This is a genomic window from Acinetobacter sp. UBA2581, from assembly GCF_002339435.1.
GTDB classification, from domain to species: domain Bacteria; phylum Pseudomonadota; class Gammaproteobacteria; order Pseudomonadales; family Moraxellaceae; genus Acinetobacter; species Acinetobacter variabilis.
The window spans coordinates 1-17,515 of record NZ_DDLD01000122.1 but is presented as its reverse complement, the minus strand read 5'-3'; the positions used below and the strand labels follow the sequence as shown (position 1 = coordinate 17,515).

Annotated in this window: 16 protein-coding genes and 4 tRNA genes; 10 read left to right on the top strand and 10 right to left on the bottom strand. The window is 42.2% G+C overall.

Annotated elements, in window-relative coordinates; all coding sequences use genetic code 11:
• Positions 1-19 precede the first annotated feature (19 nt).
• The 3 genes from B3Q46_RS16045 to rnr form a co-directional block, all read right to left on the bottom strand.
• Positions 20-2,059 carry a M3 family metallopeptidase gene (locus B3Q46_RS16045; RefSeq protein ID WP_286716726.1) on the bottom strand — a complete coding sequence of 680 codons (2,040 nt, stop codon included), beginning with the start codon at positions 2,057-2,059 and terminating at the stop codon, positions 20-22.
• 171 nt (positions 2,060-2,230) lie between these two features.
• Positions 2,231-2,608: a PEGA domain-containing protein gene (locus tag B3Q46_RS16040; protein ID WP_286716724.1), complete on the bottom strand. Its 378-nt coding sequence runs from the start codon at positions 2,606-2,608 to the stop codon at positions 2,231-2,233.
• Between the two features lie 121 nt (positions 2,609-2,729).
• Positions 2,730-5,177 carry a ribonuclease R gene (gene rnr, locus B3Q46_RS16035; RefSeq protein WP_286716722.1) on the bottom strand — a complete coding sequence of 816 codons (2,448 nt, stop codon included), beginning with the start codon at positions 5,175-5,177 and terminating at the stop codon, positions 2,730-2,732.
• Between the two features lie 260 nt (positions 5,178-5,437).
• Here rnr and B3Q46_RS16030 point away from each other — a divergent pair.
• From B3Q46_RS16030 to B3Q46_RS16010, 5 genes are all read left to right on the top strand, one after another.
• A tRNA-Ser gene (locus tag B3Q46_RS16030) sits at positions 5,438-5,527 on the top strand.
• 13 nt (positions 5,528-5,540) lie between these two features.
• A tRNA-Arg gene (locus B3Q46_RS16025) sits at positions 5,541-5,617 on the top strand.
• A gap of 49 nt (positions 5,618-5,666) precedes the next feature.
• Positions 5,667-5,743, top strand: a tRNA-Arg gene (locus B3Q46_RS16020).
• A gap of 117 nt (positions 5,744-5,860) precedes the next feature.
• Positions 5,861-6,466, top strand: coding sequence for a dihydrofolate reductase family protein (locus B3Q46_RS16015; RefSeq protein ID WP_286716720.1), 606 nt, complete (start codon positions 5,861-5,863; stop codon positions 6,464-6,466).
• 232 nt (positions 6,467-6,698) lie between these two features.
• Positions 6,699-6,775, top strand: a tRNA-Arg gene (locus B3Q46_RS16010).
• A 101-nt stretch (positions 6,776-6,876) separates the two neighbouring features.
• Here the strand turns inward: B3Q46_RS16010 and B3Q46_RS16005 are convergent.
• Positions 6,877-8,178: an SRPBCC family protein gene (locus tag B3Q46_RS16005; protein ID WP_286716717.1), complete on the bottom strand. Its 1,302-nt coding sequence runs from the start codon at positions 8,176-8,178 to the stop codon at positions 6,877-6,879.
• Positions 8,179-8,338: 160 nt separating this feature from the next.
• Between B3Q46_RS16005 and B3Q46_RS16000 the strand changes: the two genes are divergently transcribed.
• The 3 genes from B3Q46_RS16000 to B3Q46_RS15990 all read left to right on the top strand — a co-directional run bounded on the left by B3Q46_RS16000 (position 8,339) and on the right by B3Q46_RS15990 (position 10,704).
• Positions 8,339-8,836: a YcxB family protein gene (locus B3Q46_RS16000; protein ID WP_286716715.1), complete on the top strand. Its 498-nt coding sequence runs from the start codon at positions 8,339-8,341 to the stop codon at positions 8,834-8,836.
• A 26-nt stretch (positions 8,837-8,862) separates the two neighbouring features.
• A complete protein-coding gene (locus tag B3Q46_RS15995) occupies positions 8,863-9,504 on the top strand; it encodes a fumarylacetoacetate hydrolase family protein (protein WP_286716714.1) in 642 nt (213 codons plus the stop codon).
• Between the two features lie 261 nt (positions 9,505-9,765).
• The gene (locus B3Q46_RS15990; RefSeq protein WP_286716711.1) at positions 9,766-10,704 is read left to right on the top strand and encodes a DMT family transporter; all 939 of its coding nucleotides are present in this window, start codon (positions 9,766-9,768) and stop codon (positions 10,702-10,704) included.
• Between the two features lie 125 nt (positions 10,705-10,829).
• On the opposite strand, the gene B3Q46_RS15985 is transcribed toward B3Q46_RS15990, so the two are convergent.
• Entirely contained in the window at positions 10,830-12,077 is a 1,248-nt protein-coding gene (locus B3Q46_RS15985) for a YihY family inner membrane protein (protein WP_286716710.1), read from the bottom strand.
• A 113-nt stretch (positions 12,078-12,190) separates the two neighbouring features.
• On the opposite strand from B3Q46_RS15985, the gene wrbA reads away from it, so the two are divergent.
• Entirely contained in the window at positions 12,191-12,787 is a 597-nt protein-coding gene (gene wrbA, locus B3Q46_RS15980) for an NAD(P)H:quinone oxidoreductase (RefSeq protein WP_286716707.1), read from the top strand.
• Between the two features lie 51 nt (positions 12,788-12,838).
• Here wrbA and B3Q46_RS15975 read toward each other — a convergent pair whose 3' ends face one another.
• The 4 genes from B3Q46_RS15975 to B3Q46_RS15960 all read right to left on the bottom strand — a co-directional run bounded on the left by B3Q46_RS15975 (position 12,839) and on the right by B3Q46_RS15960 (position 15,854).
• Positions 12,839-13,237 carry a hypothetical protein gene (locus B3Q46_RS15975; RefSeq protein ID WP_286716705.1) on the bottom strand — a complete coding sequence of 133 codons (399 nt, stop codon included), beginning with the start codon at positions 13,235-13,237 and terminating at the stop codon, positions 12,839-12,841.
• A 397-nt stretch (positions 13,238-13,634) separates the two neighbouring features.
• Positions 13,635-14,210, bottom strand: a complete 576-nt coding sequence (locus tag B3Q46_RS15970; RefSeq protein ID WP_005233791.1) for a xanthine phosphoribosyltransferase — start codon at positions 14,208-14,210, stop codon at positions 13,635-13,637.
• Between the two features lie 90 nt (positions 14,211-14,300).
• Positions 14,301-14,960, bottom strand: a complete 660-nt coding sequence (locus tag B3Q46_RS15965; RefSeq protein WP_414631450.1) for a DUF3108 domain-containing protein — start codon at positions 14,958-14,960, stop codon at positions 14,301-14,303.
• Positions 14,961-15,167: 207 nt separating this feature from the next.
• A complete protein-coding gene (locus B3Q46_RS15960) occupies positions 15,168-15,854 on the bottom strand; it encodes a hypothetical protein (RefSeq protein ID WP_262477809.1) in 687 nt (228 codons plus the stop codon).
• A 262-nt stretch (positions 15,855-16,116) separates the two neighbouring features.
• Here B3Q46_RS15960 and B3Q46_RS15955 point away from each other — a divergent pair, with 262 nt between their 5' ends.
• On the top strand, positions 16,117-16,974 hold the full coding sequence (locus tag B3Q46_RS15955) for an energy transducer TonB (RefSeq protein ID WP_171065445.1): 858 nt from the start codon (positions 16,117-16,119) through the stop codon (positions 16,972-16,974).
• Here B3Q46_RS15955 and B3Q46_RS15950 read toward each other — a convergent pair.
• A complete protein-coding gene (locus tag B3Q46_RS15950; RefSeq protein WP_208461905.1) occupies positions 16,971-17,372 on the bottom strand; it encodes a hypothetical protein in 402 nt (133 codons plus the stop codon). The genes B3Q46_RS15955 and B3Q46_RS15950 overlap by 4 nt on opposite strands.
• Positions 17,373-17,515 lie beyond the last annotated feature (143 nt).

Below are 17,515 nucleotides of genomic sequence, written 5' to 3'. Positions count from 1 at the left end.
ATTTACTTAAAAACGTAGTTTAAGCGTTTTTAGAGCGGTTCGTCCAACCTTGATGACGTAACAAAGCATCTATTTTTGGCTCGCGTCCGCGGAAATTGATAAATGCGTCAAGTGCTGTATCTTTTCCGCCAACTGCTAGAATTTTTTGTCTAAACTGCTTTCCGGTTTCAGTGTTAAAAATTCCTTCTTCTTCGAAGCGATCGAAGGCATCACTGGCCAAAACTTCTGCCCATTTATAAGAATAATAGCCCGCTGCATATCCACCCGCGAAGATATGACTGAAGCTGTGCTGGAACCGGTTATATGGTGTAGTGGGTAAAACGGCGTATTTTTCACGAATCTCGTTTAAGGTTGCCTGAATCTGTTCAGCATTCAATGCCGGATTGGCACGGTGAATGCTCAGGTCGAATAAAGCAAATTCCAGCTGACGCAAAGTTTGCATACCGGACTGGAAGAAGCGAGCATCCAGTAAGGCTTTTAACAAGTCAGCAGGTAAGACTTCCTTGGTTTCTATATGTTCGCTAAGCAGGTTTAAACTGTCCTGATCCCAAGCCCAGAATTCCATAAACTGGCTTGGTAGCTCAACAGCATCCCAATCCACGCCGTGTGTACCAGCCACAGCAATATTGTCCACTTCTGTCAGCATATGATGCAGACCGTGACCAAACTCATGGAACAGGGTAATCACTTCATCATGAGTCAGTAGTGCAGGGCGGTTACCGACTGGTGGAGTAAAGTTTGCCACCATGTAACAGATCGGTTTTTGCAGACCTTCAGTAATTTGCATGCGTGAACGGAAGCCGCTCATCCAGGCACCGCCACGTTTGCCCTGACGCGCATAGAGGTCAAAATAGAAACCGCCAATCACTTCACCTTGGTCTTCCAGTTCAAAATAACGTGCATCTGGATGCCAAACTGGCGCTTCACGTTCAATCACCTGAATGTCATATAAACGTTTCAGGATACTGAACAGACCTTGCAAGATTTTTGGAGCCGGAAAGTAGGGTTTGAGTGATTCCTGAGACAGATTAAACTGCTGCATTTTCAGCTTTTCAGAATAGTAACTGCTGTCCCAAGGCTTTAATTCAGTAATACCATCTTCAGCAGCGATGGCTTTCAGTTCAGCCACTTCCTGTTCAGCAGGCGCACGGGCATGTTCCGCCAGATCACGCAGGAATTCATCCACAGCCTCGACATTCGGTGCCATTTTGCTGGCCAGTGAATATTCGGCATAATTATTAAAGCCTAAGAGTGCTGCCATTTCCTGACGTAATTTCAGGATTTCTTCCATGATGGCTGTATTGTCAAATTCAGTCTGTTCGGACTGATCTGACGCGCGTGTGGTATAGGCTTTATAGAGCTCTTCACGCAGGCTACGATCTTCGGCGTGAGTCATAATTGCCAGATAAGACGGGAAATCTAAAGTGGCAACCGGCTGATCCAGTTCACGTTGCTGACCATATTGTTTTAAGAGTTCAATATTGCTGTCAGACAGCCCCGCTAATTCTTCTTCTTTGAGCGGTCTGAAATAGGCTTGAGTTGCATCCAGTACATGATTGGAGAAATCTGAAGAAAGTTGTGACAAACGTGCAGAAATTTCTGCATAGCGTTTTTTTGCTTCACCCTCTAGCGCTACGCCTGACAATTTAAAATCACGTAGTGCCAGTTTAATCGCACTTTGCTGGGCTTCCGGCAGTTCATTGAAAACTGGTGCATCCTGCACATGCTGATAGGTTTGATATAGCGCTGTGTGCTGACCCAGCTGGGTATAGTAATCACTTAGACACGGTAATAGCGCCTGATAAACATCACGGGTTTCACTGTTATTCATGACTGCGTTCAGATGCGACAAAACTCCCCAGGACTCGCCCATATTATTTTCTAGCGTATCAACTTGCTTCAGAACCGCAAGTTGTTCTTGGACAGTATCAGGCGTCTGGGTCAGTTCATTTAGAAATTGCAAACCTTGCTGAATGCAGTCTTCAATTTTTTGTTTAAGGTCTGCCAGCGTAATCTGATCGAATTGGGGAACGGGTAAAGTTGCTTTTTCTAATGTCATGTCGTTTCTGCCGAAGTCATTTCCTGTGTTAAATCTAGATGTAGGGCTTATTGGTAGGGAAATCAAGGTGAACGTGAGATTTATTATTTAGCGAGAAATGAAAAGAATTTATTTTTATTTTGAATAGAATTTAAAAAAGCCCATAACTTTGAAATTATAGGCTTTTAAATTTTAACAGTCAGGATCTACAACATAGCTCGTTTGATTAAACTTTTGCCATGCACCTGTAGCTGCACCATCGACTACTAGAATAGAGATGATACCCCAGTCAACAAAGATACCTAAAAGTGTAGTAGGGTCAAAAGTCTTTTGAGGAATCACTGTTGTAGTTTTACACCCTGCTTTTTCAGCTTTTAGCACATAATTTTCTTTCTTTTTAAAAGTATAAACGGCGTTATTTTTCCCCATATACTCTTCATTCACATAAATTTTAGCTTCAGTATCATTACTGCGAATATTTACAGTTTGACTCGAACCATTAAACATCGTGGCGCAGCCTATGCTGAAGAGAAATGATGCAGCTAAAATAGGTGTTAGAATCTTTTTCATTAGTTACCCCTCTCAAAAGCGTTAAAAGATATTGTTTTCAATAATTTAGTCAAGTTATTTAGATTTAAGTCTAAGAAATAAAAAAAGAGCGCCGTAGCGCTCTTTTTATTATCATTAGAAATTAGTCAGTCTTGGCTTTTGCATTCGACTTTTTCTTTTTGATCTTGGCTTTTTTCTTCACTTTATCTTTAGCCTTTGCTTCAGACTTTCCTGTAGATTTTTTAGCAGGCTTTTTGCTGTAGGAACTGGGCTTGGATTTGTCTTTTTTGCGTCGTATGGGCTGTTCTCCATCATCACTGGGCTGGACTTTTTGCGCACGCTCATGATTATTGAAGACTTCCTCTTTTGCTTCCGGACGTGGTGCAGGTTTTTTTTCTATGACACGTGGAGCACGGGCACGAATTGGACGACCCGCATGAGTCAGTTGCTGGATCAGTTCAAAGTCAATTTTACGTTCTTCCAGATTGACTCCAGCGACCTTGATCTTCACTTCATCGCCCAAACCAAAGATCTGACCACGGTTCTGGCCGACCAGACTCTGGCTGCTTTGATCAAAGACAAAGAAGTCATCGCCCAACTGGCTGACATGCACCATACCATCGACATAGAGGTCTTTCAGCGTGACAAATAAACCAAATTCAGCCGTTGCACTGATAATACCAACAAACTCTTCACCTAAATGCTGCTGCATATAGTGACATTTCAGCCAGGTCGTTACAGAGCGGGAGGCTTCATCAGCACGGCGTTCTGTTGCTGAGAAATGCTCACCGGCATCATCTAAAGAGGCACCTGAAATTGGATATGGCTTTTTACTCAGATGGGCTTTGATAGCACGATGTAATAACAGATCTGGGTAACGGCGAATTGGAGAGGTGAAGTGCGTATACGCTTCATAAGCCAGACCAAAGTGACCAGCATTGTCGGCACCGTAATAGGCCTGCATCATGGAGCGTAATAACACGGCATGAATACTTGGCGCATCAATCCGGTCTTTGGTCGCTTCAATGACTGCCTGATAATCGGCTTGGGTTGGCTGTTCCGGGAATGGCAGACCCAGCAGTTTCACGAAATCACGAACTTTCTGGATACGCGAAAACTCAGGTGGTTGATGCACCCGGTACAGCATCGGTATTTCATTTTTCAATGCATATTCAGCTGCTGCAACGTTGGCCAGCAACATACATTCTTCAATCAGCTTATGCGCATCATTACGGGTACGTGGCAGAATTTCATTAATACCACCCAGCTCATCGAAAGTCATATAGGTTTCAATGGTTTCGAATTCCATTGCATTACGTTCAGCACGCAAGCCTTTTAGAATTTGATACAACTGGAACAGGGTATTTAGTGATTTACGTACACTACGATCTTCAGTAATCGCTGTACTGTCACCTTCAAAATACTTCGCGACCTGGTCATAAGTCAGACGTGCTTTGGAATGCATCACCGAAGGATAGAATTCATACCCGGTCACTCGGCCAGCACGTGACAGTTTCAGGTCACAGACCATGCACAGGCGATCGACATTCGGATTTAATGAACACAGGCCATTAGAGAGTGCTTCAGGCAACATTGGTAAAACGAAGTGTGGGAAATACACGGATGTCCCACGTTCTTGCGCTTCATCATCCAGTGGTTTGCCCGGGCGTACATAATGACTCACATCAGCAATTGCAACGACCACACGATAACCACCGCCCGGACGTTTTTCTGCATAGACCGCGTCATCAAAGTCACGTGCATCTTCACCATCAATGGTGACAAGCGCTAAATCACGTAGATCGACACGGCCGTCACGGTCTTTGGCAGAAGGCTCTTTAAAACTTTCCGCTTCTTTCAAGACTTCTTCCGGGAATTCATATGGCAGGCCATATTCCAGAATCGTCTGTGGAATGATGATTTCGGTATCGGCTTTGTCTGCCATCGACTGCACAATATGGCCAGTCGCAAATTCCTCTTTGGTCGGGTAGGTATCAATTGCCACGCGGATTGAATCGCCGACTTTGACCTTGGCATGCTCGATCAGCTCTTTTTCTAGAGTAATAGGCTGATGTGCATTTGGATTAGCTGGCTGAACAAAGTATTCGCCTTCGTATTCAGACACTTTACCAATGATCTGTTTGACACGATGGTGCAAGACCTCGGTAATAAAGCCCCAAGCTTTGCCTTTGCGGTCTACTGAGGTCTGACGGACTTTGACACGGTCACCATTAAAGACCTGACGTAATTCACGCTCAGGTAAGAGCAGGTCATCTTCACCTGAAATATTGGCTGTACCGCTTCCCTTGGAGTTGATATATACCGTTGCTTCATGCTCAGGCTGTTCCGCCGCGATCTGGAACTTGTAACCGTCTTTCATCAATTGCCCGTCACGTACCATCGCAATCAGACGATGGCTCAGAGCATCAATACTTTTTTGATCGGCAATTTCAAAATATTCCACCAGGTCGGCATGGGACAGGGCAGTTTTTTCTTCTATAGTTTCGAGAATCAGGGTACGGCTTGGAATAGGGTTGTCATAACGTTCGGCTTCAGCTTTTGCTTCAGGATCGACCCAATTTTTCATCATATCTTTAAAGTGTCCTTGGAGATAGGTTTAGCATAAGTCATGTCAGTGCAGACTGCACGTAAATGATTGCAATAATCTGTTTAAGTTTTCGATTTTTGGCTAATTTTAGATAACTGGAAATTTATCGGGTTTTTCAGGACTTAAATGATTAAAAACAGGGAAATTGTTTAAAAAGTATTTAAACGAGCAAAAATATGCAGTTTTTTTTCAAGCTGTGCTTGCAGTGCTAAGCCGAAATTTGTATTATGGCGGCACGTTACGGTGAGATGGGTGAGTGGCTGAAACCACGTCCCTGCTAAGGACGCATACGGGTAACTGTATCGAGGGTTCGAATCCCTCTCTCACCGCCACTTTACTTATGTCGCGCTCATAGCTCAGCTGGATAGAGCACTTGGCTACGAACTAAGGGGTCGGGAGTTCGAATCTCTCTGAGCGCACCAATAAGTAAATCGGAAAATAACGCAGTCTAATAAAGACGACACAAGTTACGCGCTCATAGCTCAGCTGGATAGAGCACTTGGCTACGAACTAAGGGGTCGGGAGTTCGAATCTCTCTGAGCGCACCAACTTGAACAATGAACCGCACATGTTGCGGTTTTTTTGTGCCTAAAATTTACAGAATCCGCCTCAATCACATGCTAAAAATAAATCCTAGATGACTCAATAATAATAAGGGCAGCGTGATGAGAAAAATCATTGTCCAGGAATTTCTGACTCTAGACGGTGTAATGCAGGCACCCGGCGGTCCGGAAGAAGATACATCGGGTGGCTTTCAATATGGTGGCTGGGTGGCGCCGTATTTTAGTGCTGAACCCGATTCAGCATTTGATCACATCATGCAAAAATGGATGCAGTCTACCGATATTTTGATTGGTAAGAATACCTTTCAGATTTTTGGACCTTACTGGCCGAAGCATGCTGAAGACTGGCCAGGAATTAATGAAGTAAATAAATATGTGCTATCCACCAGTTTGGATCACTCGGACTGGCAAAATACGATCTTTCTAAAAAGTATTGATGAGATCATTAACCTGAAGGCTTCAGGGGAGGGAAATATCCGGGTGTATGGCAGTGCCGCAGTGGCACAGGCACTTTTTAAGCATGATCTTGTGGATGAACTCTATCTAATGACCTTTCCTGTAATATTGGGCAGAGGAAAACGTCTATGTGCTGAAGACTCTACGCCGGCAGCATTTGCACTGACAGATCATCAAGTTACCTCAAATGGCGTGGTATTGAGCTGTTATCAGCGGGCAGGCGAGGTTAAAACTGGTCTGGTTGGGGAATAGCTCCATTAGGCTGTGAACAAATGAATATGAGGTAGTTGAAAGATTAATTTAGCTAATCCTGAAATCTCCCCAAGTCTGGGTTATTGTTTTTAACTCTAAATCCGCAGGAATTTTCATCAAAAAAACTGAAATATTGCAATATCGTTTAATTACTGTACGTTCGGTTATGATTTTATTAAAAAACACTTAACAAGTACTGAAAACTCTATATAATGCACTCCATCAAGACGTCGCGCTCATAGCTCAGCTGGATAGAGCACTTGGCTACGAACTAAGGGGTCGGGAGTTCGAATCTCTCTGAGCGCACCAATCTTGATAAAGAATTCTGAAAAAACCGCACATTGATGCGGTTTTTTTACATCTGTAGTTTTTTAATTTTTCATATAAAAAACCAATAATTAGAAATGAACTTAAGATTTTAATTTCTGCTGTATCTTCAAGGCGTAGACAGTATTGCCACCAACAGCCGGCAATATGTCATGATAGGGAAGGCTGCGCATGGCTTTCAGTAAAAAAGGCGCCTGATCATGAATTTTCATGGAACTGGTAATCTGGAATAGCGTTCCCTGAGATTGAGGCAAAAGCTTCATTCCACCTCGTACAAATTTTAAATCTCCGCCATTGGCATAGAACTGGTTTTGTAAGGTATTTGGCTGTTCAAAACGCATTTTAAAATTAAAGGGAATCTGAATGACGCCCAAGCCGACTGATACCTTGTATTTAGCATCAATACTTTGCGGGTTGACTGGATTCAGTTCCACTTTTTTGATTTGTCGTGGAAAGAGTTTCTGGCTGGCCTGAGCCGATAACCAGGGCTGCAGCTTCTCAGTCGGATGCGAGAAATATTGATAGGTGGTACTGAATCTTAGATTTTCTGAATCTTTACCGGCCTTGACCTGATAATTGGGCAAAATAAAGCTGACTGGCTGTCCTGATTTCTGACTGAGCTGGGCAATTTTCTGAGTTTGTTGATTGCTGAGTTGAACTTGAGGCACTGCCGTATTTAAAGCTATGGCAGCAGGATATTTAAAGCGCTGTTGTAAAGCTTCAAGCAGAAAGGCATTGGTGCCGGCGGGAATGCCGAGTTTGGCTTCCGGTAGGGCATTTAGAATCTTGCTAAACAGAAAACCTCGTGGCTGGTTTAGATCGCCCCATTGCGTTACTGTCACTAAGGTTTTATTGGGACCCAGTGCAAACCATTCCAGCTTTCCGGCCCCATAGGGAATTGGCGCATCCAGAATCAGTGTGCTGATACTGTTATTTTCCAGATGATGCTGCATCACCACAGTTTCTTTAAAGTTTAAGACTGGAATTGGGGTAGGAATATGCACCTGATATTTGACTTGTTGAATGCTCCCTTGCTGCTCAATTATTTTGGCGGATTTTAGGGTCGGAAACAGGTCGACATAATTCGGATAATGTTGCAATAATTTTTCGACTTGTGCTTCGGATGTAGGTAAGACCACAGCTGCACTGTAAAACTGGGATTTGCTACTAGAAGCTGTTTTAAAAGTCGGTAGATGGGTTTTGCCGGCGGGATGCGCATAAATCAGGATACGCTCGCCAGTGAGTTCGGCCAGTTGCTGAGAATTGCCTTGAAATACATCAAGACTGCTTGGCAGATTAGGGGTCCATGGCGTTATTTTTGCGAAAGCCGGTGAGATTGCAAATAAGGTGCTACTCATCAGCAAATAGGGGATCAATCCTTTCATCCAATATCCTATTGTGTGTTTTTTGTTTTAATGAGGATTTATTTAAAACTAAATTTAGTTATTTCCAAAGCAAAGTTATGTAATTGATAGCATAAGCCATGAGTTTTAAGCATATTTTGATATAGTATGGGTCAGGATTTTATATTTTTGATGTGATGCTATGACTGAGTCAGCACCGACTTTATCCACCCGTTATTATCTCACTCTAGAAGAATCTCAGGATGGATTTGCCCTGGCCACTTTTGGTAAAAAACAGATTTCACGCTTTCTGACGCCTTTGGTCAGCATCGGGATTATTATGTGGGGCTTTTCAATGGGCCTGAATGGGGTTGGTCGTTATTATGTGGCTTTGGGTGCCTTCTTCCTGATTCTGCAGGGTATCATGCGTTACTGGTTCTTACCGATGATGTTTAAGCGCCAGTTTGTAAAATATCAGTTTGGAAAAAGTGAACAGGGTATTGACCTGTTTCAGGACTATGCAGAAATTTTCAATAACGGGCGTAGCAAGGTCGTGCATTATAATGAAGTACAAAGTTTTGCCATCGGCAAGCTGACCTATATGCTGGAACTGAAAAACCGTACAGTGGTGATTGTGCCAAAACGTGCCTTTAAAGATGGTACTGAGCAAAGCATTTTCGAAAATACCTTCAAGAAATAAGACAGATCAAGAACAGGAAAGAGATCATGAGTATACGTCCATCGAAAATTGTTTGTGTCGGTCGCAGTTATGCTGACCATGCCAAAGAGCTTGGAAATGCGGTACCTGATCGTCCTGTACTGTTTATCAAGCCACCGAGTGCTTTGACATCACTGGATGCTGGTATTGAATGGAATCCGGACTGGGGTAACTGTCATTATGAGTGTGAACTAAGTTTGCGTATTGACCGTACCTTAAGCAAGGAAAATGATCCTGCCAAAGTTTTGCAGGCAATTGGCGCTGTGACTTTAGGTCTGGATCTGACCTTACGTGATCTGCAGGATGACCTGAAGAAAAAAGGTCAACCTTGGGAACGGGCCAAAGCTTTTGATGGTTCTTGTGTACTTGCTGACTGGGTGCCAGTAGGCGATGTGATTGCTGACTGGAAAGATGTGCACTATACGCTGGAGATCAATGATGAGCTGCGTCAAAAAGGCGATACAGCTTTATTGATTTTTGATATTGCAACTTTATTGGCAGACATTAGTCAAGTATTTACACTTGAAGAAGGCGATGTGGTCATGACCGGTACACCAGCAGGGGTGGCTGCCTTGCAATCGGGTGATCAATTGAAAATAACCCTAAAAGGCCAAAATCAGGATTATGTCTGGACGACATTTGTAAAGTAAGACTGGATTTTTGAGATCAAGGAGCCGAAGGGCTCCTTTATTTTGCTTAGAAAAGTGTAATGAGCAAGGGATAATTTATCAAATTGATCAGACGCGGTTGCCATTCGGTTTCTAGATATAGATTGGGTAGTGTCTAAATCGTTTTTTATGCATCACTCTTTTTGCCTGAATTACCCCATCGTGTGTTTATTTTGATGTATATCTTCTACTTCTAACATTTTTAGTATGTAGCGGCTCAAATCGAGAACAGGACTATATTTTTTGAATCATCGTCAGGCACTAGATGTTAAAGCATCTGCCATTATGTTTGTACTATGTATGTTGTGGGGTTTGCAGCAGGTCGTACTGAAATGGGCGGCCAGTGATATTTCTGCCCTGATGCAAATTGCATTACGTTCAGCCTTATCTGCACTTATGGTTTATCCTTTAATTCAGCAAAGTGTACGCCGTCAGCTTTGGAGTGCACGATACTTATCTGCGGGTTTACTGGTGGGTGTGCTGTTTTCCGCTGAATTTTATCTGGTGGGTGAGGCGCTGCGTTATACCTCAGCTTCCCATACCATTGTCTTGCTCTATACCGCACCGATTTTTGTGGCTTTAGGCTTGCACTGGAAACTGCCGGCGGAACGTTTGTCTCATGTGCAATGGGGAGGAATTTTTCTTGCCTTTAGTGGTATTGTGGTGAGTTTCCTGCTGCGTCCCCAGACAGGATCTGCTCTACAATCTCATGCCTTATGGGGGGATTTTCTGGCATTGCTGGCTGGTGTATTCTGGGCAGCCACGACCGTGAGTGTACGTTTGAGCTCGCTGGCTGAAGCGCCTGCAACCCAAACTTTATTCTATCAATTGCTGATCGCTGGCATGGTATTGTTGCCTTTGTCCTTTTTGACTGGGCAAGCCAGCATTCAATGGACAACTTTGTCGATTTCCAGCCTGATTTTTCATACGGTGGTGATTTCCTTTGCCAGTTATCTGATCTGGTTCTGGATGCTAAAACACTACCTGGCTTCACGTTTAGGGGTGTTTTCCTTTTTAACACCAGTATTTGGCATGCTGTTTGGCGTATTGATTCTAAATGAGCATATTGAGATCAACTTTATTGTTGGTACTTGTATGGTAATGCTGGGCGTGATTCTGGTGAGTTTACAAGGATGGTTAAAGAAGCCTGAGCCTCAGATCAAGACTCAAACCTCTATATAAAAACCCGGTCAATGAAAATGACGACACCTGGTTTTTGGATTATAGCTTTAATGACAGCAAGGACGATTATCCGCTGAAAATCAAATCAATCTACTTAAAAATCCTCTCAAAAGAGAGGATTGAATTTATTTACTGCGGAACAGCTCTGATAATGGAAAACTGAGTTTTTCTTCCAGAAACTGATCAGTTTCATTCAATTTGGGTGAGAATTTTTGCATCCAGAGATCATCAGTATGCACATCAGTCAGATGCTGTTTGCGCGGCAATGGATAAGGAAGCTGTAGATAAAAATTCCAGAAGCTGACCTGATCCAGATCGCGTACCAGCACATATTCATTGTCATCTGTACGTTTAATCAGATTCTGTTTTTCAAACATGCTGACATAGCTAGGCCAGCGTCCAATTTCATCCCGTCCCAAAACTTCCAGTGCCTGTGCTTCACTGACACTTTCACCAGTTTTCTGCTTTTTATAAAACAGTTCTAATAGATCCAGCAACATGACGATCGGATGACGCTTATTGTCCTGTCCAGATTCGAATGCAGTCAGGGCATAACTGATTTCCACGCCCAACAATACAATAATCCAGGACAGGTAAATCCAGAGCAGGAAAATAGGAACTGCTGCGAAAGCGCCGTAAACAATTTCATAACTGGTAAAGTTTGACATCAAAAAGCCAAACAGGTTTTTTAATAGCTCAAATACGATGGCACTAAACAGGCCGGCAATTAAAGCAGACTTGAGCGGTACACTTCGATTAGGAATAGTCCAGTTCAGAATAAAAAAGCCAAGCACGGTCAGAGAAAAGGAAATTACCCAGAGAATAAAGGCGCCATCCAGTTCATAACCGGCAAAGTTATTACTGAGAATATTCATGGAGGCCAAAGTAGAAGAAATCACAAAGGCGCTGCCCAGCAAAATTGGACCAAGTGAAATTATGGTCCAGTAACGCATAAAACCGATAATGCCACCGCGGGTTTCAGTCACACGCCAGATCCTGTTAAAGACCGTTTCGATGCTACTGAGCATCAGTACTGTGGTAATGAATAAGAAAAGAATACCGATAATAGTTAAATTGCTGGACTTCTCTGTGAAGGCATTTAGCGCTTTATCGAAGGCGATGGTCGTTTTAGGTAAAAAGTTACTATAAATCAGCTGTTGGAGCTGTTGTCGTGCCGGTTCCAATGCCCTGATTGAAGAGATAATGACCAGAAAAACGGTCAGCATCGGGACTACCGCAAACAGGGTGGTATAGGTCAGGGAACCGGCCTGCTCACGACAACGGTCAGTCTCAAAACGCCGTAGTACAAATAAAATAAATTGAAACCAGTGTTTTTCATAAAAAGGTAACTTCTTTAAATATTCAACGATCATGCGCTTTCAATCTCAATTTTTTTATTCATCATGAATTTTCATTCTTCAGCTTACCCAAAAAAGTTGCGAAATACCGTATAGTTTTATTTTTTTAAGTAATGAATAAGAACTTTATGCAACCTCATGTCCTTGTTTTATATTACAGCAAATATGGCTCAACCAAAGAAATGGCGCATCTGATTGCGAATGGTGTTGAAGCAGCAGGGGTGGCTGTAAAAATTCGTACTGTTCCGAATATTGCGACGGTGGTGAAAGAAGCAGAACCAAGCATTCCGGCAGAAGGTGATATCTACTGTACTTTAGATGATCTTGCCCAGTGTGCTGCTTTGGCATTAGGTTCACCCACCCGCTTTGGAAATATGGCTTCAGAAATGAAATACTTCTGGGATCAGACCACCAGTTTATGGCTGAATGGTGCTTTGCATGGTAAGCCAGCCTGTGTTTTTACCGCGTCAGGCTCGATGCATGGCGGACAGGAAAGTACTTTACTGACGATGCTACCGCCATTGTTTCATCACGGTATGATGATCATGGGATTAAGCAATGCGACACCAGCACTATCCAATACTAAAAGTGGTGGTACACCTTATGGCGCAAGTCATGTTAGTGGCCCGCGTCATGACCAAGGCTTAAGCCAAGATGAGAAAATTTTGTGTGAAGTACAGGGTAAACGTCTGGCCGAAGTTGCTTTAAAACTCTATCAGACTTAAGAAATTAATTAAAAAAGGAAATGAAGAATCAGCTTCATTTCCTTGATTTTATTAATCTTCTTTTTGATCTTTTTGATCTNNTTGATCTTTTTGATCTTTTTGGCTGAATCTATGTTTGCAATTCAGACACTGATAATCCAGAAACAGATTGCGATCTACAGAAACACCTGCTTTTTTACCTAAGAAGTTTCCGACCACGCCCCCAGTAATGCCTACGCTGATTGCGCCTACGAAGGTTCCAACCGTGCCGCCTACAATTACCCCTAAAGGACCCGCGACCGTTCCAATGGCAGCGCCAATTGAAGCACCAGAGGCTGCACCGCCTACTGTACCGGCAGTGGCACCAGCTGAGGTCATTAAAATACCACCAATTTTTTTCAGATTCTTTTCGTGATCGCGTAGCTCAATTTCCGTTGAACCACATTTAGGACATTGCATAGGATTTTCCATCAGCGATTAGTATTTATTCATTTTAAGCAAATGTGTGATATGGAATCTTCCTTAGACAAGCAATTATTCAGCACATCCTGCTTAACAGTATGTCGGTTCTGAATATTGAAGTCAGGAACATTTCGTACCAATTTGATTCTAGTAGAGTTTAATTCAGAGAAGTTTAGTTGAGTTGTAAATACATGCATTTTCCACTTTTTATAATTTTTTGCTGGATAAGACGATTAACATGTAGGGTTAAGGTATCAATGCACTTTTTTTATGGGTTTAGGCGGGCATTTTTTGTCTAAAGGGTGATGAATCTAAGGTAGATTATACTTGTTCTTAGCTAACCGAAATTAAAAAAATCCAATAAAAAAGAGTGCCGAAGCACCCTTTAAAATATTCATTTGTAAACTTAATCTCGAACAAATTCGACAGTACCATTTGCCAAAGATTTCACACGCGCTAATGATTCAACGCGATAACCTTTTTCAAGTAACAGGTCACGGCCTGGCTGGAATGATTTTTCAATCACAATTCCGATCCCTACCACTTCAGCATTCGCCTGATGAATCAAGTCAGCAAGACCAAGTGCTGCCTGACCATTTGCCAAGAAGTCATCGATCACTAAAACTTTATCAGTTGAGCTGATGTGTTTATTTGAAATGGCAATCGTACTTTCGGTCTGTTTGGTAAATGAAAATACTTTAGAACGGTATAAATCATCTTTTAAAGTGAGAGACTGATATTTACGTGCAAAGATTACTGGAACACCAAGCTCTAGGCCTGCCATGACTGCAGGTGCAATACCCGATGCTTCAATGGTAATAATTTTGGTAATACCAGCATCTTTAAACAGACGCGCAAATTCCTGACCAATTTGCTGCATCATGATTGGATCAATTTGGTGATTTAAGAAAGAATCAACTTTCAAAACTTCTTCAGATAGAACGATACCTTCGGCTAAGATTTTCTGTTCTAGTGCGTGCACGGGAGAATCCTCAAGAGCAGGTGCTTTTTAAAGCAAAAGCGTATTGTAAAAAGCACCCAAAAAAAATCAAGCGAAATTCACCAAAAAACCTTAGTTCGTTTTACCGTTATAGCCGGTCAGCAGTAAACCGTAAGAGGTTTTCTTATCGACATGCGATACTTTAACTGGTAAGTAGTCCAGTTTCGGTGCTAACCAGAAAGTAGTTTCACGGCTTGGTTTGTTGTGCTTAATCACTACTTTAATGGTACTAAATGAACCATATTGGGTGCTTACCGTTTCTGTACCTTGTTTGACGAATTTACGGCCTTCCACCTCTTTGGCATCAGCAATGTAGTAATTCGATTTTAATCCACCATTTTTCAGGTCTTCACGAATCTGCAATTCAGCATTTAGCTCATCCAGTACATCTGCTCTCCAGGCAAAAGAACGTTTTTCATCATCCTTCTTGGTACTGATTGTTCTGCTAGAAGGATTAAAGTTAATACTCATGGTATTGCTATGCACCAGAATCTTACTGGTACGGCTGAAACTGCTTGAACCAATCTTGCCATTATTAAAAGTGAAACGGCTGGTTTCAGTCGCCGAAGCAACACCACCTGCTTTGGCTGCAAAAACATAGGTCCAGTTATTACCAGATTTGCTCAAGGTACGGGCAGCAGAACCCATATTTTTTCCATTGTAGCTAAACTGATAATTGGCTTGGAAAGGCGCCATGGCGAAGGTCTGGGTGGATAAACCAGTAAGTACCATTGCGGTAGTCAAGCCTGCAGTCACACCTAAAGTTTTGAATACAGTTTTCGCCATAAAAAATTGTCCTGTGTAATTTCAGATAAAATTGATCACTTTCCACTTTTTATTATTTGGTCAAAATGTGGAAAATGAAGGGAGATTTTCAATAAAAATGTATATTTCATGTAGTTGCTGGTGTATTTGTTTAGGTATTGAATTACACACAGTTTAAGTCGGTTCTTTCTGTTTGATCGGTGTGACTTTATTGTCATCCATGTCGTCTTGCTCCCATTTTTCTTCTTTTTCCTGAGAAAGCTTTCTGAACAGGGCTGCAAGATTCACATTACCAATCACGACCAGTTCAGCTTCACGAAGTACTGCATGGTTCACATGAACCTTACCAAGTGTCTCAATCACCGAGCGGTTTTTACCTAACCAGCGATTCAGATCTAGATGCAATAAATCATCTTTTACTTTAATGACGCCGAGTTTTTCCAGAATCATGCCAAGAGGATCCTTATTCAGCACGCGCTGATAGAAAAACAGGGCAAATCGTACCCCTAGTTTATAAAAGACATTTGGGTATTTGGCTTCGATCAACTGGGTATCACTGATCTGTTCAAATACGATGAGCTGCGTATTCTTATTCAGCTCCATTTGCACCAGTTTTAAATCAACCGATAAGGTCACGTTCAGACCTTTATAGTCCAGCGTGGCATAGAGTCGTAACCAGTCATCATGCAGATCGGCATGCAGATCTTTCAGCATGGAAACATTGTCAGTGACAAAACGTTGAAATGTCGCATTCAAGAAAACTTGAGACAAAGGGAATTCGCGTTCATCCTCAATAAATCCTTCCGCCTTTTGATACGCCTGGCGAATTTTATTAGAAATATTGGAAATTAGCGTTTGCATCTTTAAGCATCCTGGCAACTATATGTTTTAATTCGAAGTGTATCTTGTCGAATTGTATAAAAAATACAAGAGTTTCAGCTTGCAGTTTAGCAAAATAAATAGCACCATTTTTAGGGTTTTAGTTATGTAACGTTGAAGATTTGATAGGTTTGGCATTTTTAAAAGAAAAATGCAAAGTTGTTTATTTTTTAATTTTTAAAAATGCTGTTTGAGGGATGAACTCAAGTCTGGGTTCGTAGCGATGAGATCAACCATGATATTAATGCCTCTGGTCAAAGCCTGGTGGAAAGATCCAATTTTTAATAGCGCCGTATTTGCAGCTGTTATTTTGCATGTGATTTTTCTCACGCTGGAATTTGGTATGCCACAAGATCAGGAGAGCATGACTAAAGAAATTGCAGTCAGTATTCGTCAAACTGATGAAAAAATTGAGCATGCAGATTTTCTGGCGCAAACTGACCAGCAAGGTTCAGGTAAATTTCGTGAAGCACATCGTATGTCGAGCGATATGCCTGCACCGTTGATGGAGCAAAAGACCGGAGAAGAGCAGCAAGAAAGTCCGGACATGTTGCAACAGCAGCGTGAATTAAGCTTTGAAGAAAAAGTGCTGATGACGACTTTAAGCTGGCAAAAACAGGCGGAAGAAAATCAGCGCAAAAAAATGCAGGAACAGTTACAAAGTCAGTTTCAGGCCAAAGCTGCTATGGTAGCCAGTCTTGAAGCCCAATATTTGCAACGACAACAAAATTTCAGTCGTCAGCAAAAAATTAAAACCGTAGATGGCATCCAGTCCAAACAGGATGTCTCTGCGGCTTATCTGGAAAAATTCCGTCAAAAAGTAGAGTTCTATGGTAACCGATATTATCCAGACGCGGCCAAACAGCAGAATCTGGCAGGAGAGGTGCGTTTGATGGTGATCTTAAACCAGAACGGCGGAATCCGTGCAATTCGCTTAATTGACAGTTCAGGGCATAGCTTGCTAGATGAAGCTGCAAAATCTTCAGTACGCAAGGCAGCACCGTTCGGAGCATTTGATGCCAAGATGTCGGATATTTCCGAGTTACGAATTATTCGAACCTGGCGTTTTGATCCGGCTGAAGCGGAGTTTGAGGTGCGTTAATCCGGGCGCTTCGCCTGTATATAACTACCTTGCTGAGTTCCATCGTCCCAGACTACATTTAAATGATTTTCATCTATGGCTAGATATTTGGGAAATATCATCAAGTCCTGGTACTTTGGATCTGCTTTTAAGCCAATACACTCTTTATTTTGCCACCATGTTCCTTCAGCAAATTGATCCAGAGCACCATAGGCCAGATACCATTTAAAGGTACCATCTGCTTGCAGAAGCAACTCCGAACCTAATTCCATAACTCCGTTTAAATAATAATGACCTGCCCATAAGCTTTGGTTTTGTTGAAATTTGATTTTTGGGCACATGGGAATTGAGTGGGCATAAAGTAGTGAACACAGCCAAGGAGAGAAAATAAGTAAGGCAGTCGAGAACAATCTTTTCATTACGTTCTCCTAAAATTTTTGAAGCACAGTTCTTCGTTAAAGTTCATTATGTGCTTATGGATTTCTGGAAAAAATCATGAATGCGTAAGCAGATATTTTTTTAAAACTCTGTATCTAAGAACAGATTAGGACTTACGCATTGA